Consider the following 15,817-nt stretch of genomic DNA (forward strand, 5'->3'; position numbering starts at 1 on the left):
TTAACCGAAACGGCGCGCCCCTGCAGGGCCCTCCTCCTTCCGCACTAACGCGGCGCCCCCCATTGCCGGTATCAGAAATTGAGGGGCATGCGCACGGCCAGCGAGACATCCGGCGTATCCCGCGTGAGCCCTGCACCGACCGTGACATTGATCGTGCGCTTCTCGTTCAGGCGATACGAGAAACCCATCAGCAGCGTGCCCAGCTGCGTGCGCACGGATCCCGGCACATTGCTGCCGTTCTGCTTCGTGCGACCCACCGAACTGTGGTCGTAGCCCAGGCTGAGCGACGCCTTCTCGTTCAGGGCCAGCCCCATGCCGAAGTTGAAGCCGATCACGCCACCGGGCTTCACGTCGCCCAGCGGTTCCGTCTCGCCGTTCAGCACGCGGCGGCTCACGTTGCTGCGCTTGAAATTGTGCAGGTAGCTGGCGCTGCCGAAGAAGATGGCCGGATCGGAAGGAAACAACCAGGTCAGGCTGGGCTGGATGCCATAGAAGCCGGAGCCGGTCGGCAGGTCCAGCGGCAGCCCGGTGCCGGTGGCGTTTTCGCCCACGCAGCGGCGCGTGCAGTCCGTCACCACCTCGAACGGATCGCGCCCGGTGCGGGTCTTCACGCGCAGGCCGGCCACGTAGTAGGGCTTGTCGATGCCGCCGTCGTTCAGCTGGTGCCGCATCGACAGCTCCACGTCGCCGATCGCCCGGCCGCTCGTATTGAAGACGCGTTCGACGGCGGTGCCCGTGAACAGCTCGCGGCTCACCGTGGCATCGGAGCGGTAGACATAGGGCACGCGCAGTTCGACCTCGGTGCGGTTGCTCAGGCCGTAGCGGCCCGTGAGCGACGCATTGAAGGTGTTGCGCTTGACTTCGCGCACGTCCACCAGGCCGATCAGCAGCGCCGGGATGATGGTGTAACCGACCAGCGCGACCCGGTTGCTGGACGAATAGCCGAACTGCAGCGCGGGCTCCAGCACGTAGTGGCCGCGCGCCGTCAGCACGCCGGGCGCTTCGAACAGGGGCGCCACTTCGGGCGGGCGGGCGTTGCGTTCGGGGGCGCGGCCCACGGCGGGCGCCGGCGCCGCCTGTTTATTCTGCCGCGGCGGTACCTGTGGCCGGCCTGGCACCGGTGCAGCCTGCGCGGGTACTGGCGGCTGGGGCTGCGTCTGGTCCGCCGGACCCGTGCCACGCAGCGTCTCGAGGATGGCCGAGGCCAGCGGGCGCCGCGCCGGTTCTGCTTCGTCAGCCGTCCTGCCGAGCGGTTCCGCCAGCGCCGGCTCCGCGTCCGGCATGGGCGCGGCCACCGCCGGTCCTCTCGGCGTCATCGTATCGTCCGCGACCGGCGCCCGTCCTGCCGCCAGTTCCGCCTGCAACTGGCGCAGCAGTTCGCGCTGGCTGGCAAGCTCCGCGCGCAGGCGCTGCAGTTCGGCGGACAACTCCGCGGACGACGGCCCGTCGCCAGGCGGCGCCGCGGGCAGCGCCTGCTGCGCCAGCGCACTCAGCATGAAGAGGGACAGGCCGGCCGAACCGGCACGCAGGGTATGGACGAGCCGCATGCTTGCACTCCTGTGACGGGACCGCTCGATGCGGTACGTGGGCGGGGCCGCTCAGCGCGGCACGACGGCGGTCGACAGCGCCTGGCGCAGGCTGTCGCCGAAGTTCAGACCCTTGAGTGTAGAGAGCGTATTGACGGTGGCATTGATCGTCGTCTGGCTGCGGATCAGCTGGTCGTTGGCACTGTTCTGCAGCACCAGTGCCGCCATCGTCTGCATGTTGGTGGCAAGCGACACTGCGTTGCCGTCCCCCGCCGCGACAAAGCTGAACCCCGACGACGGCGCGCCTCCGGTGCCGGCCACATCGGCCAGCGCCAGCCTGCTGCTCCCGACCACGTTGCCGTTCAGGCTGATCATGCGGTCCAGCTCCAGCGACACGAGCAGGCCATTGCCGGTATCGAAGCCTCCGCGCGCCTCGTCCAGCACGGCTTCATCGACCGGCACCCAGCCGCCCGGCCCACCCTCGGCCCGCGCGGCCGGCAGAACGGCCAGCGCAGGCAGCAGCGCCATCGCCCACAGGCGCGGAGCGGCGCGCCTTGACTGTCGCATCGCCCGTCCCTCCACCTCTGTCGCCACTGTCGCTACTGTCGCCACTTCGCCCCCTTCCGCCACTTCCGCCACTTCCGCCAGTTGCCATCGCACCGCCCGGCCGCCCGTTCCGTCATCCATCGGTTTCTCCATGTATCGCTGTCAGAAGTCGCCCACATCGTGCTTCGGCAGGGTGACCCGGCCCAGCCCGGTGCGGTCCAGCGCTTCACCGGGCAGCATGCGCGGTGCCACGGCCCAGTCCGCCAACGCGTTGAAACGCGGCGTGCCGGCCCGGCCGTGGATCACGAACAGCAGATGGTTCAGCCAGATCGCCTCGAACGCTGCGCGGCTCATCGCCCGCGTGCCGCCCGCCGGATCGCCCAGCAGCACGCGGCCATCGCGCACGCCCTTCACCACGACGAAGTGCCGGTAGCCCCGCTCCGCCACCAGCACGATCGCCGGCAGCGCGGCCCCCGCCAGCGCCTCCAGCGGCTGCTGGAAGCCATCCGCCACGAAGCCGTGGGCGGCCAGGTAGCGCTTCATGTCCAGCAGCGAGAAGCCTTCGCGCCGGATGCGCGCCTGGTCGCCGCCGGCGAACATTTCGCGGAACGCCTGCGCCTCGGTCACGGGAACGCCGTAGTGATGCGTGAGCAGCGTGGCGATTGCCGCCGAACCGCAGCTGAAGTCGAACTGCTGCCGCACGGTGGCGAGATAGCGCGCCTCGCGGATGCTTGTCACGCCCACCGATACCGGGCCGGCACCGGCGAACGGCAGGTCGACCGCCCGCACAGGCGGTGACAGCGCCAGGGCAAGCACGAAGGACGATGCCAGGGCCAGTCGGGCAGGTGCGGGTGGCGGGGCAGCGGGTGGCGGGGCAGGTGCGGATGGCGAGGCCCATTCCGACGGCGCCTCGCGACGCTGCGCCATCCTTGCCGGCATCGTTCGCCTCACGATCGCGGCCCTCATTTGAACTGCACGTTGACGATGGTGGCGTTCTGGATCAGCACGTTGGCACCCGTGTTCTGGATCACCATCGGCAGGCCGCTGGCATTGGCAAACGAGCCTTCCGTGATCACGTTCGAGCCCGTCACCACATTCGTGGCCGCATTGTTGCCCACGGTGCCGTTCAGCTTCATGTCGCTCCAAGGCGTTTCCGTTCCGCCGCGCAGGTCCGCCAGGCGGGCGTCATCGAGGGCGCCGGGCGGGCCGGACACCCTCAGGTCCTGCACCGGCCCCGGCACCACCACAGGCAAGCTGGCGGACAAGCTGGCCGGCAAATGAGCTGGCAAATGAGCGGGCAAATGAGCGGGCAAATGAGTGGTCAAATGAGCGGTCAAACGAGCGGGCGTGGCGGCAGGCGCCGCCACGTGCTCCTGCGCCTCCTCGCCAAATGCCCCCGCCTCGCCTGCCGGCGCCGCAGCGCACCAGCAGGCAGGCAGGCACAGCAACGCCGTCACCGCAGCAATCTTTCGTTGGAATCGTCCATCCATGTCGCCTCCCAGGCTGTGAATGCCGCTCCCGAACACGGGAGCGGCCCGTGTGCGGCGGACCGGCCGGCACTCCCCACGGAGCACGGCCGCCCGCCCCACGCCCTTACGGACCCACGGCCAGGTTGGCCTGCACGTTGACGCTCTGCTGCACCAGCGAGTTGATGCCGCTGTTCTGGCTGATCACGGAGATGCCCGCGGCGGACTGCGCAATGCCGCTCATCGTGGCGGACATATTGAAGACGCCGGCGCTGACGCTGTTGCTGCCGCCAGCCCCGCCCGTGCCGCCTTCGCCGGTGCCGCCGGTGGCCGCACCGGCCGTGGTCGCACCCGTGCTGCCGCCCGCGCCACCGGTGCCGGCCCCGCCAGCACCGCCTGCGCCGCCGTCACCGGCCGTGGCACCGCCGTTGGTGGCAGCCCCGCCCGTGGCCGCACCGCCCGTACCCGTGCCGGCCGTGGCCGTGCCGCCGGTGGCCGCACCGCTGGCCGCACCCGCGCCTGCCGTGTTGGACGCCGCGCCGCTGGCCGCACCGGCACCGCCGGCTGCACCGGCGGCGCCCGCGCCGGCGATGCTGGAACCGCCGCCGCCCGTGGCACCGCTGCCGCCGGCACCGCCAGTGCCCGTCGCGCCGGCACCGCCCGCCGTGCTGGCGGTCGCCCCTGCGCCGCCGTTACCGGAGGTCGTGCTGCCGCCTGCCGCACCGGCACCCGCCGTATTGGTGGCCGCGGCACCGGCGCCACCGGCACCGCCCGTGCCACCGGCCGCACCGGCACCGCCTGCCGCCCCGGCGCCACCCGCACCGCCGGACGTGGTGCCGGCATTCGCGGTGGCCGCACCGGCAGTGGCTGCACCACCCGTGCCCGTGCCGCCGCCGCCCGCGCCGCCCGTACCGGTCGCGCCACTGCCTGCGCCGCCCGTGGCGCTACCGGAGCCGGCACCTGCCGTCTGGTCGCCGATCGTCGGCGGCGTGCTCGCCTCGCCGCCACTGCCCGGCACGGTATTGCCGTTGCTGGCCGACGCGGCGCCACTGCCCGCACCGCCGCCATACCCCGCGCCGCCCGTTGCCGCGCCGCCAGGGCCCGCGCCACCGGTGCCGTTGCCGGAGGTGGACGTGGTGCCGGAGCCGGCACCGCCGGACGAGGCATAGCCGCCCGCCCCGCCACTGCCGCCCGTGCCGCCGGCGCCGCCCAGGCCGCCGTAGCCACCCGCCCCACCGGCACCGCCCGTGGCAGCCCCAGTGCTGCCGCCGCTGCCGCCGTTCGCACCGTTCGCGGCGCCCGTGGCGCCGCCGGCACCGCCCGTTGCCGCACCGGCGAGACCGCCTGCGCCGCCCGTGCCGGCACCACCGGCCGCGCCACTGCCGCCGGCACCGCCGTAGCCATCCGAGCTGCTGCCGCCCGCCCCCCCGTAGCCGCCGGCGCCGCCCGCGCCGCCGGCGCCGGAGTAAGCGCCGTTCGCCGCGCCACCCGCACCGCCGGCACCGCTGGCCGTGGCACCCGTCGAGGCGGTGCCGCCATAGCCGGCACCGCCCGCGGCCGCGCCGCCGGTCGCACTGCCGTTGGTGGCCACGCCGCCGATGCCGCCCGAGGCCCCGGGACCACCGGCCGCCGTGCCGCCGCTGCCGGCCGTTGCGCCGGCGCCGCCGCCCGTTGCGCCGCCGCCGGTGCCGCCGGTGCCCGCACCGCCATTGGCCGTGCCGCTATTGGAGGCGACGTTGCCGATGTTCTGCACGTTATTGCCCGTGACGGTGCCCGTCAGCGTACTGGTGGCCGTGGCCGTCGATGTGTTGAAGGAACTGTCGACGCTGGACGTGGCCGTGCCGCCGTTGTTCGCGGCCGCCGCGCCGACCGCGAGGGCATCGGCGGCGCCGGTGCTGTTGTTGTTGGCATTCGCCTGGCTGTTATCGTCGTTCGAATCGGTCGTTGTGATGGTGCTGTTGTCCTGTACCGCCGAGGCATTGCTGTTGGCGTTGGCACCGCCGCCGTCCTGCGTGACCGCCGAAGTGGGGTCCGTCGTCTGGGCGAATGCCGCGCTGAAAGCAAGCGCCATTGCCGTGGCTAGCATGGTTTTCTTCATTTGATTCCTCGCTGAATGGTTGGCCAATATCGTCTGAGTGCGCCCGGCCTCGGGTTTGCCCAGCCAGTTTCTTATTGCAAGCTTGGTGCCATCAGGGCAGCGCTGCGCTAACTGATTGAAATCGTTCACATTCGCCTGGCGCCAGGGAAGCCGCGGCGCCGTCGGGGAAGGCAATTCGTCACAGGCACGCGACAGTGCCGGGGCGGCCGCGGCACCGTCGCACGCCCGGACCGTAACGGGACCGTGCACTCTTCAGTGGGGAATCACGAGGCGCGCTACGCTGTCACAAGGATGTGACATACGGCGAACAGCGAACGCGGCGGCTACGCTAGGAGGAACGCTTGCGCGCCGGCACGGCGATGCTGTGCTTCGCCATCAGCCGGTACAGCGTCATGCGCGACACGCCCAGCTCGCGCGCCACCAGCGTGATGCTCTTGCCGGCGCCCAGCCCGGCCTCGATGGCCCGGCGCTCCGCCTGCACGCGGGCACCGTTCAGCGCCAGCGGCGGCGCCAGTGTCTGCAGCACATCGTCCAGGCCCAGGTCGTGCGGCGTGATCAGCCGGCCTTCGGCCATCACGGAGGCGCGGCGCACGCGGTTCAGCAGCTCGCGTACATTGCCCGGCCAGTGATGGGCGCGCAGGGCCTGCAGCGCGCGGCCGGAAAAACCCTTGACCTGGGCGGAGCGTTCGCGCGCGTTGTCGTGGAAGAAGGCTTCGGCAAGCACCAGCACATCCTCGCTCCGTTCGCGCAGGGCCGGCACTTCCAGCGACAGCACGTTCAGGCGGTAGTACAGATCCTCGCGGAAGGTGCCGCGCGCCACCGCTTCCTGCAGCTTCACGTGCGAGGCGGCAATCACGCGCGCATCGACCTGCACGGGCCGGGTGCCGCCCAGCCGGTGGATGGTCTTCTCCTGCAGGAAGCGCAGCAGGTTCGCCTGCATGTCCAGCGGCAGGTCGCCGATCTCGTCGAGGAACACGGAGCCGCCGGCCGCGGATTCGAGCAGGCCGACGCGCGCCCGCGCCGCACCGGTGAAGGCGCCCCGCTCGTGGCCGAACAGTTCGGACTGCACCAGGCCGGCGGGAATGGCGGCGCAGTTGATCGGCACGAACGGACCGGCCGCGCGTGCCGATCCCTCGTGCACGGCGCGCGCCACCAGCTCCTTGCCGGTGCCGCTCTCGCCCCAGATCAGCACGGGCGCGGTGGCCGCCGCCACCTTCTGCACCTGCTGCCGCAACTGCACCACGGGCGCACTGTAGCCTGTCAGCCGCATCGCCTGCGTGGCCGCACGCGGGGGCGGCAGGTCATGCAGCGCCGCCACGCCATGGGCATGGCCCAGCGTGTGCCGCAGGCGCAGCGCGTCCACGGGCAGCGTGTGGAAATCGATGCAGTGCTCGTGGATCAGTTTCCGGCAGCGGGGCTCCTGCAGCGCCGCCGGATCGCACAGGGCCACCCACTTCATCCAGCAATGTTCGCGCAGGAAGTGATCGAGCGGTTCCACGCCCCCGGCCATCCCCCCCAGCACCACCACGCCGACCGGCATTGTGCCCCCGGCGGCCAGGTCGCGCGCCCCGGCCAGGTCGCCTGCCACGCAGGCACCGAACGGCGCGGCGGCGGTGCGGAGCCTGTCGTCCGTCTGACGGTCTTCCCCGGCGATCCATAACAGCTTCTTTATTGTCATTGTCGATGGCTCTTGTGCTTTCCCGCCATGTCGCCCCCTCAAGGCAAACCCGGCCGCGGGATGCGGTTCAGGATAAAATCGCGCCCGCCTTCGGCAACACGGGGCGCACCAGGGCGAGCGCGGCCGGTTCCAGCCGGCCCGCACCGCCCTTACACGACAGACGCAGGACAAACTTCATGAACGGCCCGAAGCTCGACAGTTCGCAACTCCCCACCACCCGGCAGCGGCTCGCGCTGCGCCTGCTGCACGCCCTCGGCTGGACCATGCTGTACCGCCCCCTGCCCGGGCCGCGCGGCATCCTGGTCGTCTACCCGCACACCTCCAACTGGGATTTCCCGATCGGCCTGCTGGGCAAGTGGGCGCTCGACCTGCCGTTCCGCTGGCTGGCGAAGGACCCGCTGTTTAAGATACCGGTACTGGGCAAATGGTTCCGCTGGCTGGGCGGCCAGCCGGTCGACCGCAGCGCGCCGCAAGGCATGATCCGCGCCCAGGCCGAACGGCTGAACGCGGCGGACTGGTACTGGCTGGCCATCACGCCGGAGGGCACGCGCGGCTACCGTCCCCACTGGAAGAGCGGCTTCTACCACCTGGCGCTGGAGGCGAAAGTGCCGCTGGTGCTGGTGTACATCGATTACCCGAACAAGTTGCTGGGCGTGGCGGACCACCTGTGGCTGACCGGCGACCAGGAAGCGGACATGGCGGCCATCCGCGCCATCTACGCGGGGCATGAAGGTCGCCACCCCCGCAACGCCGCGCCGATCGTGCTGTCCGAACGGCGCAGGGAACCGCGCGGCGAGTGAGCCGTCGCCCTACCGCCGGCTGCGCCCTCATTTGTTCTATGATGTGCGTATTGTTACAGTGGAGAGACGGATGGCCAGGACGATGGTGAAACTTGCGGCGGCATGGTTGCTGAGTGCAGCCCTGCCGCAGGCGTACGCGGCGGGACCGGTGGTCACGACGGAGCACGTGCGCAGCGAGCTGGTCGCCCATGCGCCGGACGGCATTCGGCCTGGCAGCACGGTCTGGCTGGGCCTGGCGATCGCGCACCAGCCGCACTGGCACACCTACTGGAAGAATCCCGGCGATTCCGGCCTGGCCACCACGCTGGCCTGGAAACTGCCCGCCGGTGTCGAGGCCGGCGCGATCGCCTGGCCGACGCCAAAACGCCTGCCCCTCGGCCCCCTGATGAACTACGGCTACGAGGGCACCGTGCTGCTGCCGGTGCCCGTCACCGTGCCGGCCGGGTTCAAGGGCACGTCGCTGAAGGTGGGCCTGCATGCCGAATGGCTGGTGTGCAAGGAGATCTGCCTGCCGGAAGCGGGCGACTACGACGTCGACCTGCCCGTGGGCGCGCCGCTGGTGGCCAGCAAGGCCCTGTTCGACGCCACGTCGGCGGCCACGCCGGTGGCAGTGAAAGGCGCCACCGCAACGGCGCGCGTCGATGGCAATGTGCTGGCCGTCGCTGTGCGGGGCCTTGCCACGCAGCCCCAGCCGCTGGAATACTTCGCGGAAGATGCCGGCGTGATCGATTACGCCGGCAAGGTCGACCAGCAGTGGACGGACGGCGTGCTGCACCTGCGCGTGCCGCTGTCGCCGCAACGTACCGAGAGCCCGGCCGCGCTGAAGACGGTGCTGGTGGCGCCCGGCGAACCGGCCGGCTGGACGGTATCGATGCCGGTCGAGGGACCGTGGCCGGCGGCCGCTGCTCCTGCTCCTGCGCCCGCTCCCCTGCCCGCTCCCGCCCCTGCCCCCGCGGCGAGCTCGTCGTTTCTACTCACGCTGGTGCTGGCCTTCTTCGGCGGCGCGCTGCTGAACCTGATGCCCTGCGTGTTCCCCGTGCTGTCGCTGAAGGTCTTCAGCCTGCTGCAGCATCGCGACGACCGCCGCCGCGCCGTCTCCGGCGGCATCGCGTACACGGCCGGCGTGGTGCTGTCCTTCACGGCGCTGGCCGCCCTGCTGCTCGCGCTGCGTGCCGGCGGTGACGAGCTGGGCTGGGGCTTCCAGCTGCAGTCGCCCCTCGTCGTCACGCTGCTGGCGGCACTGTTCACGCTCATCGGCCTGAACCTGGCCGGCGTCTTCGAATTCGGCGGCGTGCTGCCCTCCTCGCTGGCCGGCCACCGGGCCAAGAATCCGCTGGTCGACGATGCGCTGAGCGGCGCGCTGGCTGTCGCGGTCGCCTCGCCCTGCACCGCACCGTTCATGGGCGCCGCGCTGGGCGTGGCGCTGACGGAGCCGGCACCGCGCGCGCTGGCGATCTTCGCCATTCTCGGCCTGGGCATGGCGGCCCCCTACCTGGCCGTGACCCTGCTGCCCGGCCTGGCGCGCCTGCTGCCGCGGCCCGGCGCGTGGATGGTGCGCTTCAAGGTGCTGATGGCATTCCCCATGTTCGCCACGGTCGTCTGGCTGCTGTGGGTGCTGGGCCAGCAGACGGGCATCGATGCGATGGCCGCCGTGGCCGCCTTGCTGGTGGCGCTGGCATTTGCCTGCTGGACGGTCGGCACGCCCGCGCAAACGCGCCGCGGTCGCGCACTGCTGGCCGGGACGGGACTGGTGGTACTGGCCCTGTCGGCCCGCTTCGCCTGGCCGCTGCTGCATGCCGAACCGGCGGCACCGGCGCAGGCCCACGCGGGCTGGGCACCCTGGTCCGCGCAGGCAGTCGAAGCCGCGCGCGGTGCCGGCAAGCCCGTCTTCATCGATTTCACGGCCGCCTGGTGCATCACCTGCCAGTTCAACAAGCGCACCGTACTGAACGATGCCGCTCTCGTGAAGGAATTCGGCACGAAGAACGTGGTGCTGCTGCGCGCCGACTGGACGCGCCGCGATCCCGCCATCACGCAGCAGCTGGCCCAGCTGGGCCGCAGCGGCGTGCCCGTGTATGTGCTGTACGGTGCGAAGGACGGCACGCCGCAGGTGCTGTCCGAGATCCTGACGGTCGACCAGGTGAAGGCGGCACTGGCCCGCATCTGATCGCCTGTTGCTGCAGTTTTCGTTCAACCAACCGGAGAGACGCAAATGAAGCAGATGACGATGATCGCAGTCCTGGCCGCCGGCTCCATCGCGGCGGGCATGGCGCAGGCACAGGCGACGGTGGGCCAGGCGGCGCCGGCCTTCACGGGCGTGGACGCGGCCGGCAAGGCCGTGTCGCTGGCCGACTACAAAGGCAAGTACGTGGTGCTGGAATGGGTCAACCCCGACTGCCCGTTCGTGAAGAAGCACTACGACAGCGGCAACATGCCGGCCACGCAGAAGCATGCGCTGGGCAAGGACGTGGTGTGGCTGTCGGTGAACACGAGCGCGAAGGGCGCGGCCGATCCGAAGGTCGCGCCGGCGCTGAACGGCTGGGTGAAGGACAAGGGCGCCGTGCCCACCGCACTCGTCGTGGACGACGGCAGGATCGGCCGCGCCTACGGGGCGAAGACGACGCCGCAGATCTTCCTGATCGACCCGGCGGGCCGGATCGTCTACAACGGCGCCATCGACAGCAAGCCCAGCGCGAACGCGGCCGACATCGCCGGCGCCACCAACTACGCCACGCAGGCGATCGACGAAGCGAAGGCCGGCAAGCCGATCACCAAGCCGCTGACGCAGCCCTACGGCTGCTCCGTCAAGTACGGCTGAGTTCGTGTCCTGGTGCCTGGCTCCAGGACACAGGCCCGGCTGTTACAGCGCCAGCAGGCCCGCGCCGGCGGCGGCAATGGCCGCGCCGGCGAAACGCGCGCCGGGCAGCTTGCCGAGGACCCGTCCACCAGCCAGCAGCAGCGCGCTGCCGATCAGGTAGCCCGCCGCGCTGGTGAGTTGCGGCAGTTCGAGCCCGTGCGCATTGCCATGCAGGACGGCGAACACGCCCAGCATGGCGGCACCGGCCCATGTTGGCAGGCGCACGGCGCAAGCAATCAGCACACCCATCAGCAGCACGGTCAGCGCGATGCCGCCTTCCAGTCCGGGCACCTGCAGGCCCAGCGCACCGGCTGCCGCGCCGGCCCCCATCATCGCCAGGAACGCGGCCGGCAGCGCCAGGCGCTGCGCCAGCGACGGATCACGGAACGGCGTGCCGCTCGCCACGCGCTGGCGGGCGCTCCAGATGCCGGCCGCCAGCATCGCCAGCAGGTGGTCGAGCCCCGTCAGCGGATGCAGCATGCCGGCCGCAAGACCCGTGTCGGCATGGCCCGGATGCGCAAGCGCAGGTGTGGCAGCAACAGCGGCAGCGGCCAGCAGCACGGCGGTGACGACGGACTTCTTCATTGGATCTCCTGGTTGTGGTGGGATGGCGCCTGGCCGAGAAGGCCCTGTTCGCGGATGAATTCGATCACGGTGGCGACCCCTTCGCCGCTGCGCAGGTTGGTGAACACGAACGGCCGCGTGCCGCGCATGCGTTTCGCATCGGCCGCCATCACGTCCAGGTTGGCGCCCACGTGCGGCGCCAGGTCGGTCTTGTTGATGATGAGGAGGTCCGAACGCGTGATGCCGGGGCCGCCCTTCCTCGGGATCTTCTCGCCGCCGGCCACGTCGATCACGTAGATCGTCAGGTCGGACAGTTCGGGACTGAACGTGGCGGCCAGGTTGTCGCCGCCCGATTCCACCAGAATCAGGTCCAGGTCCGGGAAGTCGGCCTGCATGCGCGCGATGGCTTCCAGGTTGATGGAGGCGTCCTCGCGGATCGCCGTGTGCGGGCAGCCGCCCGTTTCCACGCCCATCAGCCGCTCGGCCGGCAATGCCTCGGCGCGCAGCAGGATTTCCATGTCCTCGCGGGTGTAGATGTCGTTCGTGATGACGGCCATGTCGACCGTGTCGCGCATGCCCTTGCAGAGCATTTCGCAGAGCGCTGTCTTGCCGGAGCCCACCGGGCCGCCGATGCCCACGCGCAGTGGGGAGGATGTGTGTTGCATGTGAATTCCTTTTCTAAGAACCGTACTCAAGATCGATAGACGCGGCTGTACTGCACCTCGTGCCGCATCGACAGCAGCGACAGCCCCGGCGACCAGTTCGACAGTTCATGTTCGGCGAGCGACTGCGCGCACAGCGCGGCCGCCTCGATTTCGGGCTGCAGCGCCAGCAGCAGCCGCTGTCCCGCCACCTGCCCCAGCGGCACGGACTTCACGCACACGAGCACCTGGTTCTCCACCCACGCGAACAGCATGGCCAGCAGCGCCTCCTCGTGCGGAATGCCCAGCGACGACACGGCGCACGCGTAGGCCGACACCAGCGGCACCTCGCCCTGCGCGTTCAGCATCGCCAGCGCGCCTTCGTCCGCGATGCCCAGCTCGGCGATCAGCCGCGCCAGCGAAAAACCCATCTGCACGGACTCGGCGCGGAACTCCGCCGTGTCGCGCGAGGCGATGGCCTTCTCGGACAGTTCCGTGACGGCCTGCGCATCGCGCCCCGTGAATGCTTCCATCAGCCGCCAGCACAGCGGCGCCTCCCAGCGCGCCACCACTTCATGCAGCTGCCGCGCGATCCATGCCTTGGCCGTGGCCGCATCATGGACGATGCCCCCTTCCAGCGCGGCCTCCAGACCCTGCGAATAGCTGTAGGCGCCGATCGGCAGCTGCGGGCTGGCGAACTGCAGCAGGTGCAGCAGCTGGGCGGCGGCGATCATGATGCCGGCTCCTTCGGATCGCTCGGGCGATGGATCTTCTGGCGCAGCGGAATCGGCGCCAGCGGACCGCCCCCATGATCGTGGTGGTGATGGCCCCCGCCGAATCCGGCCGAATATGCGCCGGACTCCGGTTCGAAGGCCGCCGCTTCCTCGACCACCGTCGCGCCCAGGCCGTGCAGCATGTCCTTCAGTACCGCATCGGCCCGGATACGCAGGAAACAGTTGCCGATGTGCGCCTGCGTATGGCGGTTCCCCAGGTGGAACGCGCAGCGCAGCAGCGCATGCGCATCGGGCGCGGTGACTTTATAGGTTGCCTCCGGCGCGGCGACGACGCGCACGACGCGGCCATCTTCGCCCGTCAGCAGGTCGCCATCGCGCAGCACGGTGCCGCGCACGGTGAAGACGGCGACTTCCTCGCCGCCCTCCAGCGCGGCGCGCAGCCGGCATTTTTCACGCAGTTCGTAGGGCAGCACCAGCGATCCGTCGATGCGGTCGGCGCTGGCCAGTTTGGTGTGGAGAGTGAGCATGGTCAGAACAGGAAATAGCGCTGGGCCATCGGCAGCACGGCCACCGGTTCGCAGACCAGCAGCCGGCCATCGGCCCGCACTTCATAGGTTTCGGGATCGACTTCCATCACCGGCGTGGCGCCGTTGTGGATCATGTCGTGCTTGCGCACATGGCGCGTGTTCTTAACCGGGATAGTGGTCTTGGAGAGATTCAGCCGCTGGGCTATGCCCGCATCGAAGGCATGCTGCGACACGAACGTGAACGACTTCTTCAGGCCGCCGCCGAACGCGCCGAACATCATCCGGTAGTGCACCGGTTGCGGCGTGGGGATCGACGCGTTCGGGTCGCCCATCTGCGCCGCCGCAATCATGCCGCCTTTCAGGATCATGGACGGCTTGACGCCGAAGAACGCCGGCTTCCACAGCACGATGTCGGCGATCTTGCCCACTTCCAGCGAGCCCACGACATGGGAGATGCCGTGCGTGATCGCCGGATTGATCGTGTACTTGGCGATGTAGCGCTTGATCCTGAAGTTATCCGCGCCGTTGCCGTCTTCCGGCAGCGGCCCGCGCTGGATCTTCATCTTGTGCGCGGTCTGCCAGGTGCGCATCACGACTTCGCCCACGCGGCCCATGGCCTGCGAGTCGGAGGACATCATCGAGATCGCGCCGATATCGTGCAAGATGTCCTCGGCGGCGATCGTCTCGCGGCGGATGCGCGACTCGGCAAACGCCACGTCTTCCGCAATGGCCGGATCGAGGTGGTGGCACACCATCAGCATGTCCAGGTGCTCGTCGAGCGTGTTGACGGTGAACGGGCGCGTGGGATTGGTCGACGACGGCAGCACATTGCCCTGGCCGACCGCGGCAATGATGTCCGGCGCATGGCCGCCACCCGCCCCTTCCGTGTGGAAGGTGTGGATGGTGCGGTCCTTGAACGCGGCCAGCGTGTGCTCGAGAAAACCGCCTTCGTTGAGCGTGTCGCTGTGCAGCGCCACCTGCACGTCCATGCGGTCCGCCACGGACAGGCAGTTGTCGATGGCGGCCGGCGTGCTGCCCCAGTCCTCGTGCAGCTTCATGCCGATCGCGCCCGCCTCCACCTGTTCTTCCAGCGGCCGCGGCAGGCTGACATTGCCCTTGCCCAGGAAACCCAGGTTCATGGGGAAGGCATCGGCGGCCTGCAGCATCGCATGGATGTGCCACGGGCCCGGCGTGCAGGTGGTGGCAGCCGTGCCGACGGCCGGGCCGGTACCGCCGCCCAGCATCGTCGTCACGCCGCTCATCAACGCTTCCTCGATCTGCTGCGGGCAGATGAAGTGGATATGGCTGTCGATGCCGCCGGCCGTGACGATCATGCCTTCGCCGGCGATGATCTCGGTGGCCGCGCCGATGGCCATCGTCACGCCGCGCTGGATGTCCGGATTGCCGGCCTTGCCGATCGCCGCGATCAGGCCGTTCTTGATGCCGATGTCGGCCTTGACGATGCCCCAGTGGTCGACGATCACGGCATTGGTGATCACGGTGTCCATCACGTCGGCATGCACGCGCTGCGACTGGCCCATGCCATCGCGGATCACCTTGCCGCCGCCGAACTTCACTTCCTCGCCATAGATGGCGTAGTCCTTCTCGATTTCGATGAACAGTTCCGTGTCGGCGAGACGGATGCGGTCGCCCGTCGTGGGCCCGTACATTTCCGCATACGCGCGGCGGGTCAGGTGTGCCATTCGGTCTCCTTTGCTGATGCTTTTAACTTTGGTCCGGCGCGTCTTTCAGCTTGCCCATGACCTGGCCGGCGAAACCGTAGATCTCGCGGTCGCCTTCCACCGCGATCAGTTCCACCGTGCGCTGCTGGCCCGGTTCGAACCGCACTGCGGTACCGGCGGCGATGTTGAGGCGCTTGCCGTAGGCCTTCCACCGTTCGAACGACAGCGCGCTGTTCGCCTCGAAGAAGTGGAAATGGGAGCCGACCTGGATCGGGCGGTCGCCCTGGTTGGACACGACGACGGTCACCGTCTCGCGGCCCTCGTTCAGGGCGATGTCGCCGTCCTTCAATTGATATTCACCGGGGATCATGCTTCCTCCCATTCGTTTACGGTATCGGGTTGTGGACGGTCACGAGTTTGCTCCCGTCCGGGAAAGTCGCTTCGACCTGGATGTCGGGGATCATTTCGGGGATCCCGTCCATCACCTGGTCGCGGGTCAGGATTTGCGTACCCTCGGACATCAGCTGCGCGACGCTTTTGCCGTCGCGCGCACCTTCCATGATGGCCGCCGTGATCAGCGCCACCGCTTCGGGGTGATTCAGTTTCAGGCCGCGCGCCAGGCGGCGTTCGGCCACCAGGCCGGCCGTGAAGATCAGCAGCTTGTCTTTTTCGCGTGGCGTCAGGTCCATGGTGTTCTT

General features: G+C 69.8%; 16 protein-coding genes. 3 read left to right on the top strand and 13 right to left on the bottom strand.

Going from position 1 to position 15,817, the window contains the following annotated elements:
* Positions 1 to 71: 71 nt before the first annotated feature.
* The 6 genes from IP91_RS03430 to IP91_RS03465 form a co-directional block, all read right to left on the bottom strand.
* Positions 72 to 1,547, bottom strand: coding sequence for an acetate kinase (locus IP91_RS03430; RefSeq protein ID WP_145647357.1), 1,476 nt, complete (start codon positions 1,545 to 1,547; stop codon positions 72 to 74).
* Positions 1,548 to 1,598: 51 nt separating this feature from the next.
* On the bottom strand, positions 1,599 to 2,093 hold the full coding sequence (locus IP91_RS03435; RefSeq protein WP_145647358.1) for a hypothetical protein: 495 nt from the start codon (positions 2,091 to 2,093) through the stop codon (positions 1,599 to 1,601).
* A 141-nt stretch (positions 2,094 to 2,234) separates the two neighbouring features.
* Complete coding sequence (locus tag IP91_RS03440; protein WP_229473806.1) at positions 2,235 to 3,011, bottom strand: C39 family peptidase; 777 nt, start codon at positions 3,009 to 3,011, stop codon at positions 2,235 to 2,237.
* Between the two features lie 23 nt (positions 3,012 to 3,034).
* Positions 3,035 to 3,286, bottom strand: coding sequence for a hypothetical protein (locus IP91_RS03445; protein ID WP_371860579.1), 252 nt, complete (start codon positions 3,284 to 3,286; stop codon positions 3,035 to 3,037).
* A 379-nt stretch (positions 3,287 to 3,665) separates the two neighbouring features.
* Positions 3,666 to 5,624: a hypothetical protein gene (locus IP91_RS26160; RefSeq protein WP_199754472.1), complete on the bottom strand. Its 1,959-nt coding sequence runs from the start codon at positions 5,622 to 5,624 to the stop codon at positions 3,666 to 3,668.
* Between the two features lie 340 nt (positions 5,625 to 5,964).
* A complete protein-coding gene (locus IP91_RS03465; protein ID WP_145647361.1) occupies positions 5,965 to 7,314 on the bottom strand; it encodes a sigma-54 dependent transcriptional regulator in 1,350 nt (449 codons plus the stop codon).
* 176 nt (positions 7,315 to 7,490) lie between these two features.
* On the opposite strand from IP91_RS03465, the gene IP91_RS03470 reads away from it, so the two are divergent.
* From IP91_RS03470 to IP91_RS03480, 3 genes are all read left to right on the top strand, one after another.
* The gene (locus IP91_RS03470) at positions 7,491 to 8,114 is read left to right on the top strand and encodes a 1-acyl-sn-glycerol-3-phosphate acyltransferase (RefSeq protein ID WP_145647362.1); all 624 of its coding nucleotides are present in this window, start codon (positions 7,491 to 7,493) and stop codon (positions 8,112 to 8,114) included.
* A 70-nt stretch (positions 8,115 to 8,184) separates the two neighbouring features.
* Positions 8,185 to 10,281, top strand: coding sequence for a protein-disulfide reductase DsbD family protein (locus tag IP91_RS03475; protein ID WP_229473808.1), 2,097 nt, complete (start codon positions 8,185 to 8,187; stop codon positions 10,279 to 10,281).
* A gap of 45 nt (positions 10,282 to 10,326) precedes the next feature.
* Positions 10,327 to 10,932, top strand: a complete 606-nt coding sequence (locus IP91_RS03480) for a redoxin domain-containing protein (RefSeq protein ID WP_145647363.1) — start codon at positions 10,327 to 10,329, stop codon at positions 10,930 to 10,932.
* A gap of 42 nt (positions 10,933 to 10,974) precedes the next feature.
* Here the strand turns inward: IP91_RS03480 and IP91_RS03485 are convergent, their stop codons facing one another.
* From IP91_RS03485 to IP91_RS03515, 7 genes are read right to left on the bottom strand one after another with little or no spacing between them, the layout of a single operon-like run.
* Positions 10,975 to 11,556 (bottom strand): HupE/UreJ family protein, encoded by a 582-nt coding sequence (locus IP91_RS03485; protein WP_145647364.1) that lies wholly within the window; start codon positions 11,554 to 11,556, stop codon positions 10,975 to 10,977.
* A complete protein-coding gene (gene ureG, locus IP91_RS03490; protein WP_145647365.1) occupies positions 11,553 to 12,200 on the bottom strand; it encodes an urease accessory protein UreG in 648 nt (215 codons plus the stop codon). Before ureG ends, IP91_RS03485 begins: the two co-directional genes overlap by 4 nt.
* A gap of 26 nt (positions 12,201 to 12,226) precedes the next feature.
* Positions 12,227 to 12,907: an urease accessory protein UreF gene (locus tag IP91_RS03495; RefSeq protein WP_145648005.1), complete on the bottom strand. Its 681-nt coding sequence runs from the start codon at positions 12,905 to 12,907 to the stop codon at positions 12,227 to 12,229.
* The gene (gene ureE / locus IP91_RS03500) at positions 12,907 to 13,437 is read right to left on the bottom strand and encodes an urease accessory protein UreE (RefSeq protein WP_145647366.1); all 531 of its coding nucleotides are present in this window, start codon (positions 13,435 to 13,437) and stop codon (positions 12,907 to 12,909) included. Before ureE ends, IP91_RS03495 begins: the two co-directional genes overlap by 1 nt.
* A gap of 2 nt (positions 13,438 to 13,439) precedes the next feature.
* Complete coding sequence (ureC, locus tag IP91_RS03505; protein WP_145647367.1) at positions 13,440 to 15,140, bottom strand: urease subunit alpha; 1,701 nt, start codon at positions 15,138 to 15,140, stop codon at positions 13,440 to 13,442.
* Between the two features lie 22 nt (positions 15,141 to 15,162).
* Positions 15,163 to 15,489: an urease subunit beta gene (locus IP91_RS03510; RefSeq protein WP_145647368.1), complete on the bottom strand. Its 327-nt coding sequence runs from the start codon at positions 15,487 to 15,489 to the stop codon at positions 15,163 to 15,165.
* A 16-nt stretch (positions 15,490 to 15,505) separates the two neighbouring features.
* The gene (locus IP91_RS03515) at positions 15,506 to 15,808 is read right to left on the bottom strand and encodes an urease subunit gamma (protein ID WP_145647369.1); all 303 of its coding nucleotides are present in this window, start codon (positions 15,806 to 15,808) and stop codon (positions 15,506 to 15,508) included.
* Between the last annotated feature and the right edge of the window lie 9 nt (positions 15,809 to 15,817).

It is taken from the genome of Pseudoduganella lurida (assembly GCF_007830455.1).
Taxonomy (GTDB): Bacteria; Pseudomonadota; Gammaproteobacteria; order Burkholderiales; family Burkholderiaceae_D; genus Rugamonas; species Rugamonas lurida.

Bases quoted from the DNA above. Each gene is read 5' to 3' on its own strand.
- IP91_RS03435 (WP_145647358.1), bottom strand. From the start codon at position 2,093: ATGCGACAGTCAAGGCGCGCCGCTCCGCGCCTGTGGGCGATGGCGCTG.
- IP91_RS03440 (WP_229473806.1), bottom strand. From the start codon at position 3,011: ATGCCGGCAAGGATGGCGCAGCGTCGCGAGGCGCCGTCGGAATGGGCC.
- IP91_RS03510 (WP_145647368.1), bottom strand. From the start codon at position 15,489: ATGATCCCCGGTGAATATCAATTGAAGGACGGCGACATCGCCCTGAAC.
- IP91_RS03465 (WP_145647361.1), bottom strand. From the start codon at position 7,314: ATGACAATAAAGAAGCTGTTATGGATCGCCGGGGAAGACCGTCAGACG.
- IP91_RS03480 (WP_145647363.1), top strand. From the start codon at position 10,327: ATGAAGCAGATGACGATGATCGCAGTCCTGGCCGCCGGCTCCATCGCG.
- IP91_RS26160 (WP_199754472.1), bottom strand. From the start codon at position 5,624: ATGCTAGCCACGGCAATGGCGCTTGCTTTCAGCGCGGCATTCGCCCAG.
- IP91_RS03475 (WP_229473808.1), top strand. From the start codon at position 8,185: ATGGCCAGGACGATGGTGAAACTTGCGGCGGCATGGTTGCTGAGTGCA.
- ureE (WP_145647366.1), bottom strand. From the start codon at position 13,437: ATGCTCACTCTCCACACCAAACTGGCCAGCGCCGACCGCATCGACGGA.
- IP91_RS03430 (WP_145647357.1), bottom strand. From the start codon at position 1,547: ATGCGGCTCGTCCATACCCTGCGTGCCGGTTCGGCCGGCCTGTCCCTC.
- IP91_RS03485 (WP_145647364.1), bottom strand. From the start codon at position 11,556: ATGAAGAAGTCCGTCGTCACCGCCGTGCTGCTGGCCGCTGCCGCTGTT.
- IP91_RS03470 (WP_145647362.1), top strand. From the start codon at position 7,491: ATGAACGGCCCGAAGCTCGACAGTTCGCAACTCCCCACCACCCGGCAG.
- ureC (WP_145647367.1), bottom strand. From the start codon at position 15,140: ATGGCACACCTGACCCGCCGCGCGTATGCGGAAATGTACGGGCCCACG.
- ureG (WP_145647365.1), bottom strand. From the start codon at position 12,200: ATGCAACACACATCCTCCCCACTGCGCGTGGGCATCGGCGGCCCGGTG.
- IP91_RS03515 (WP_145647369.1), bottom strand. From the start codon at position 15,808: ATGGACCTGACGCCACGCGAAAAAGACAAGCTGCTGATCTTCACGGCC.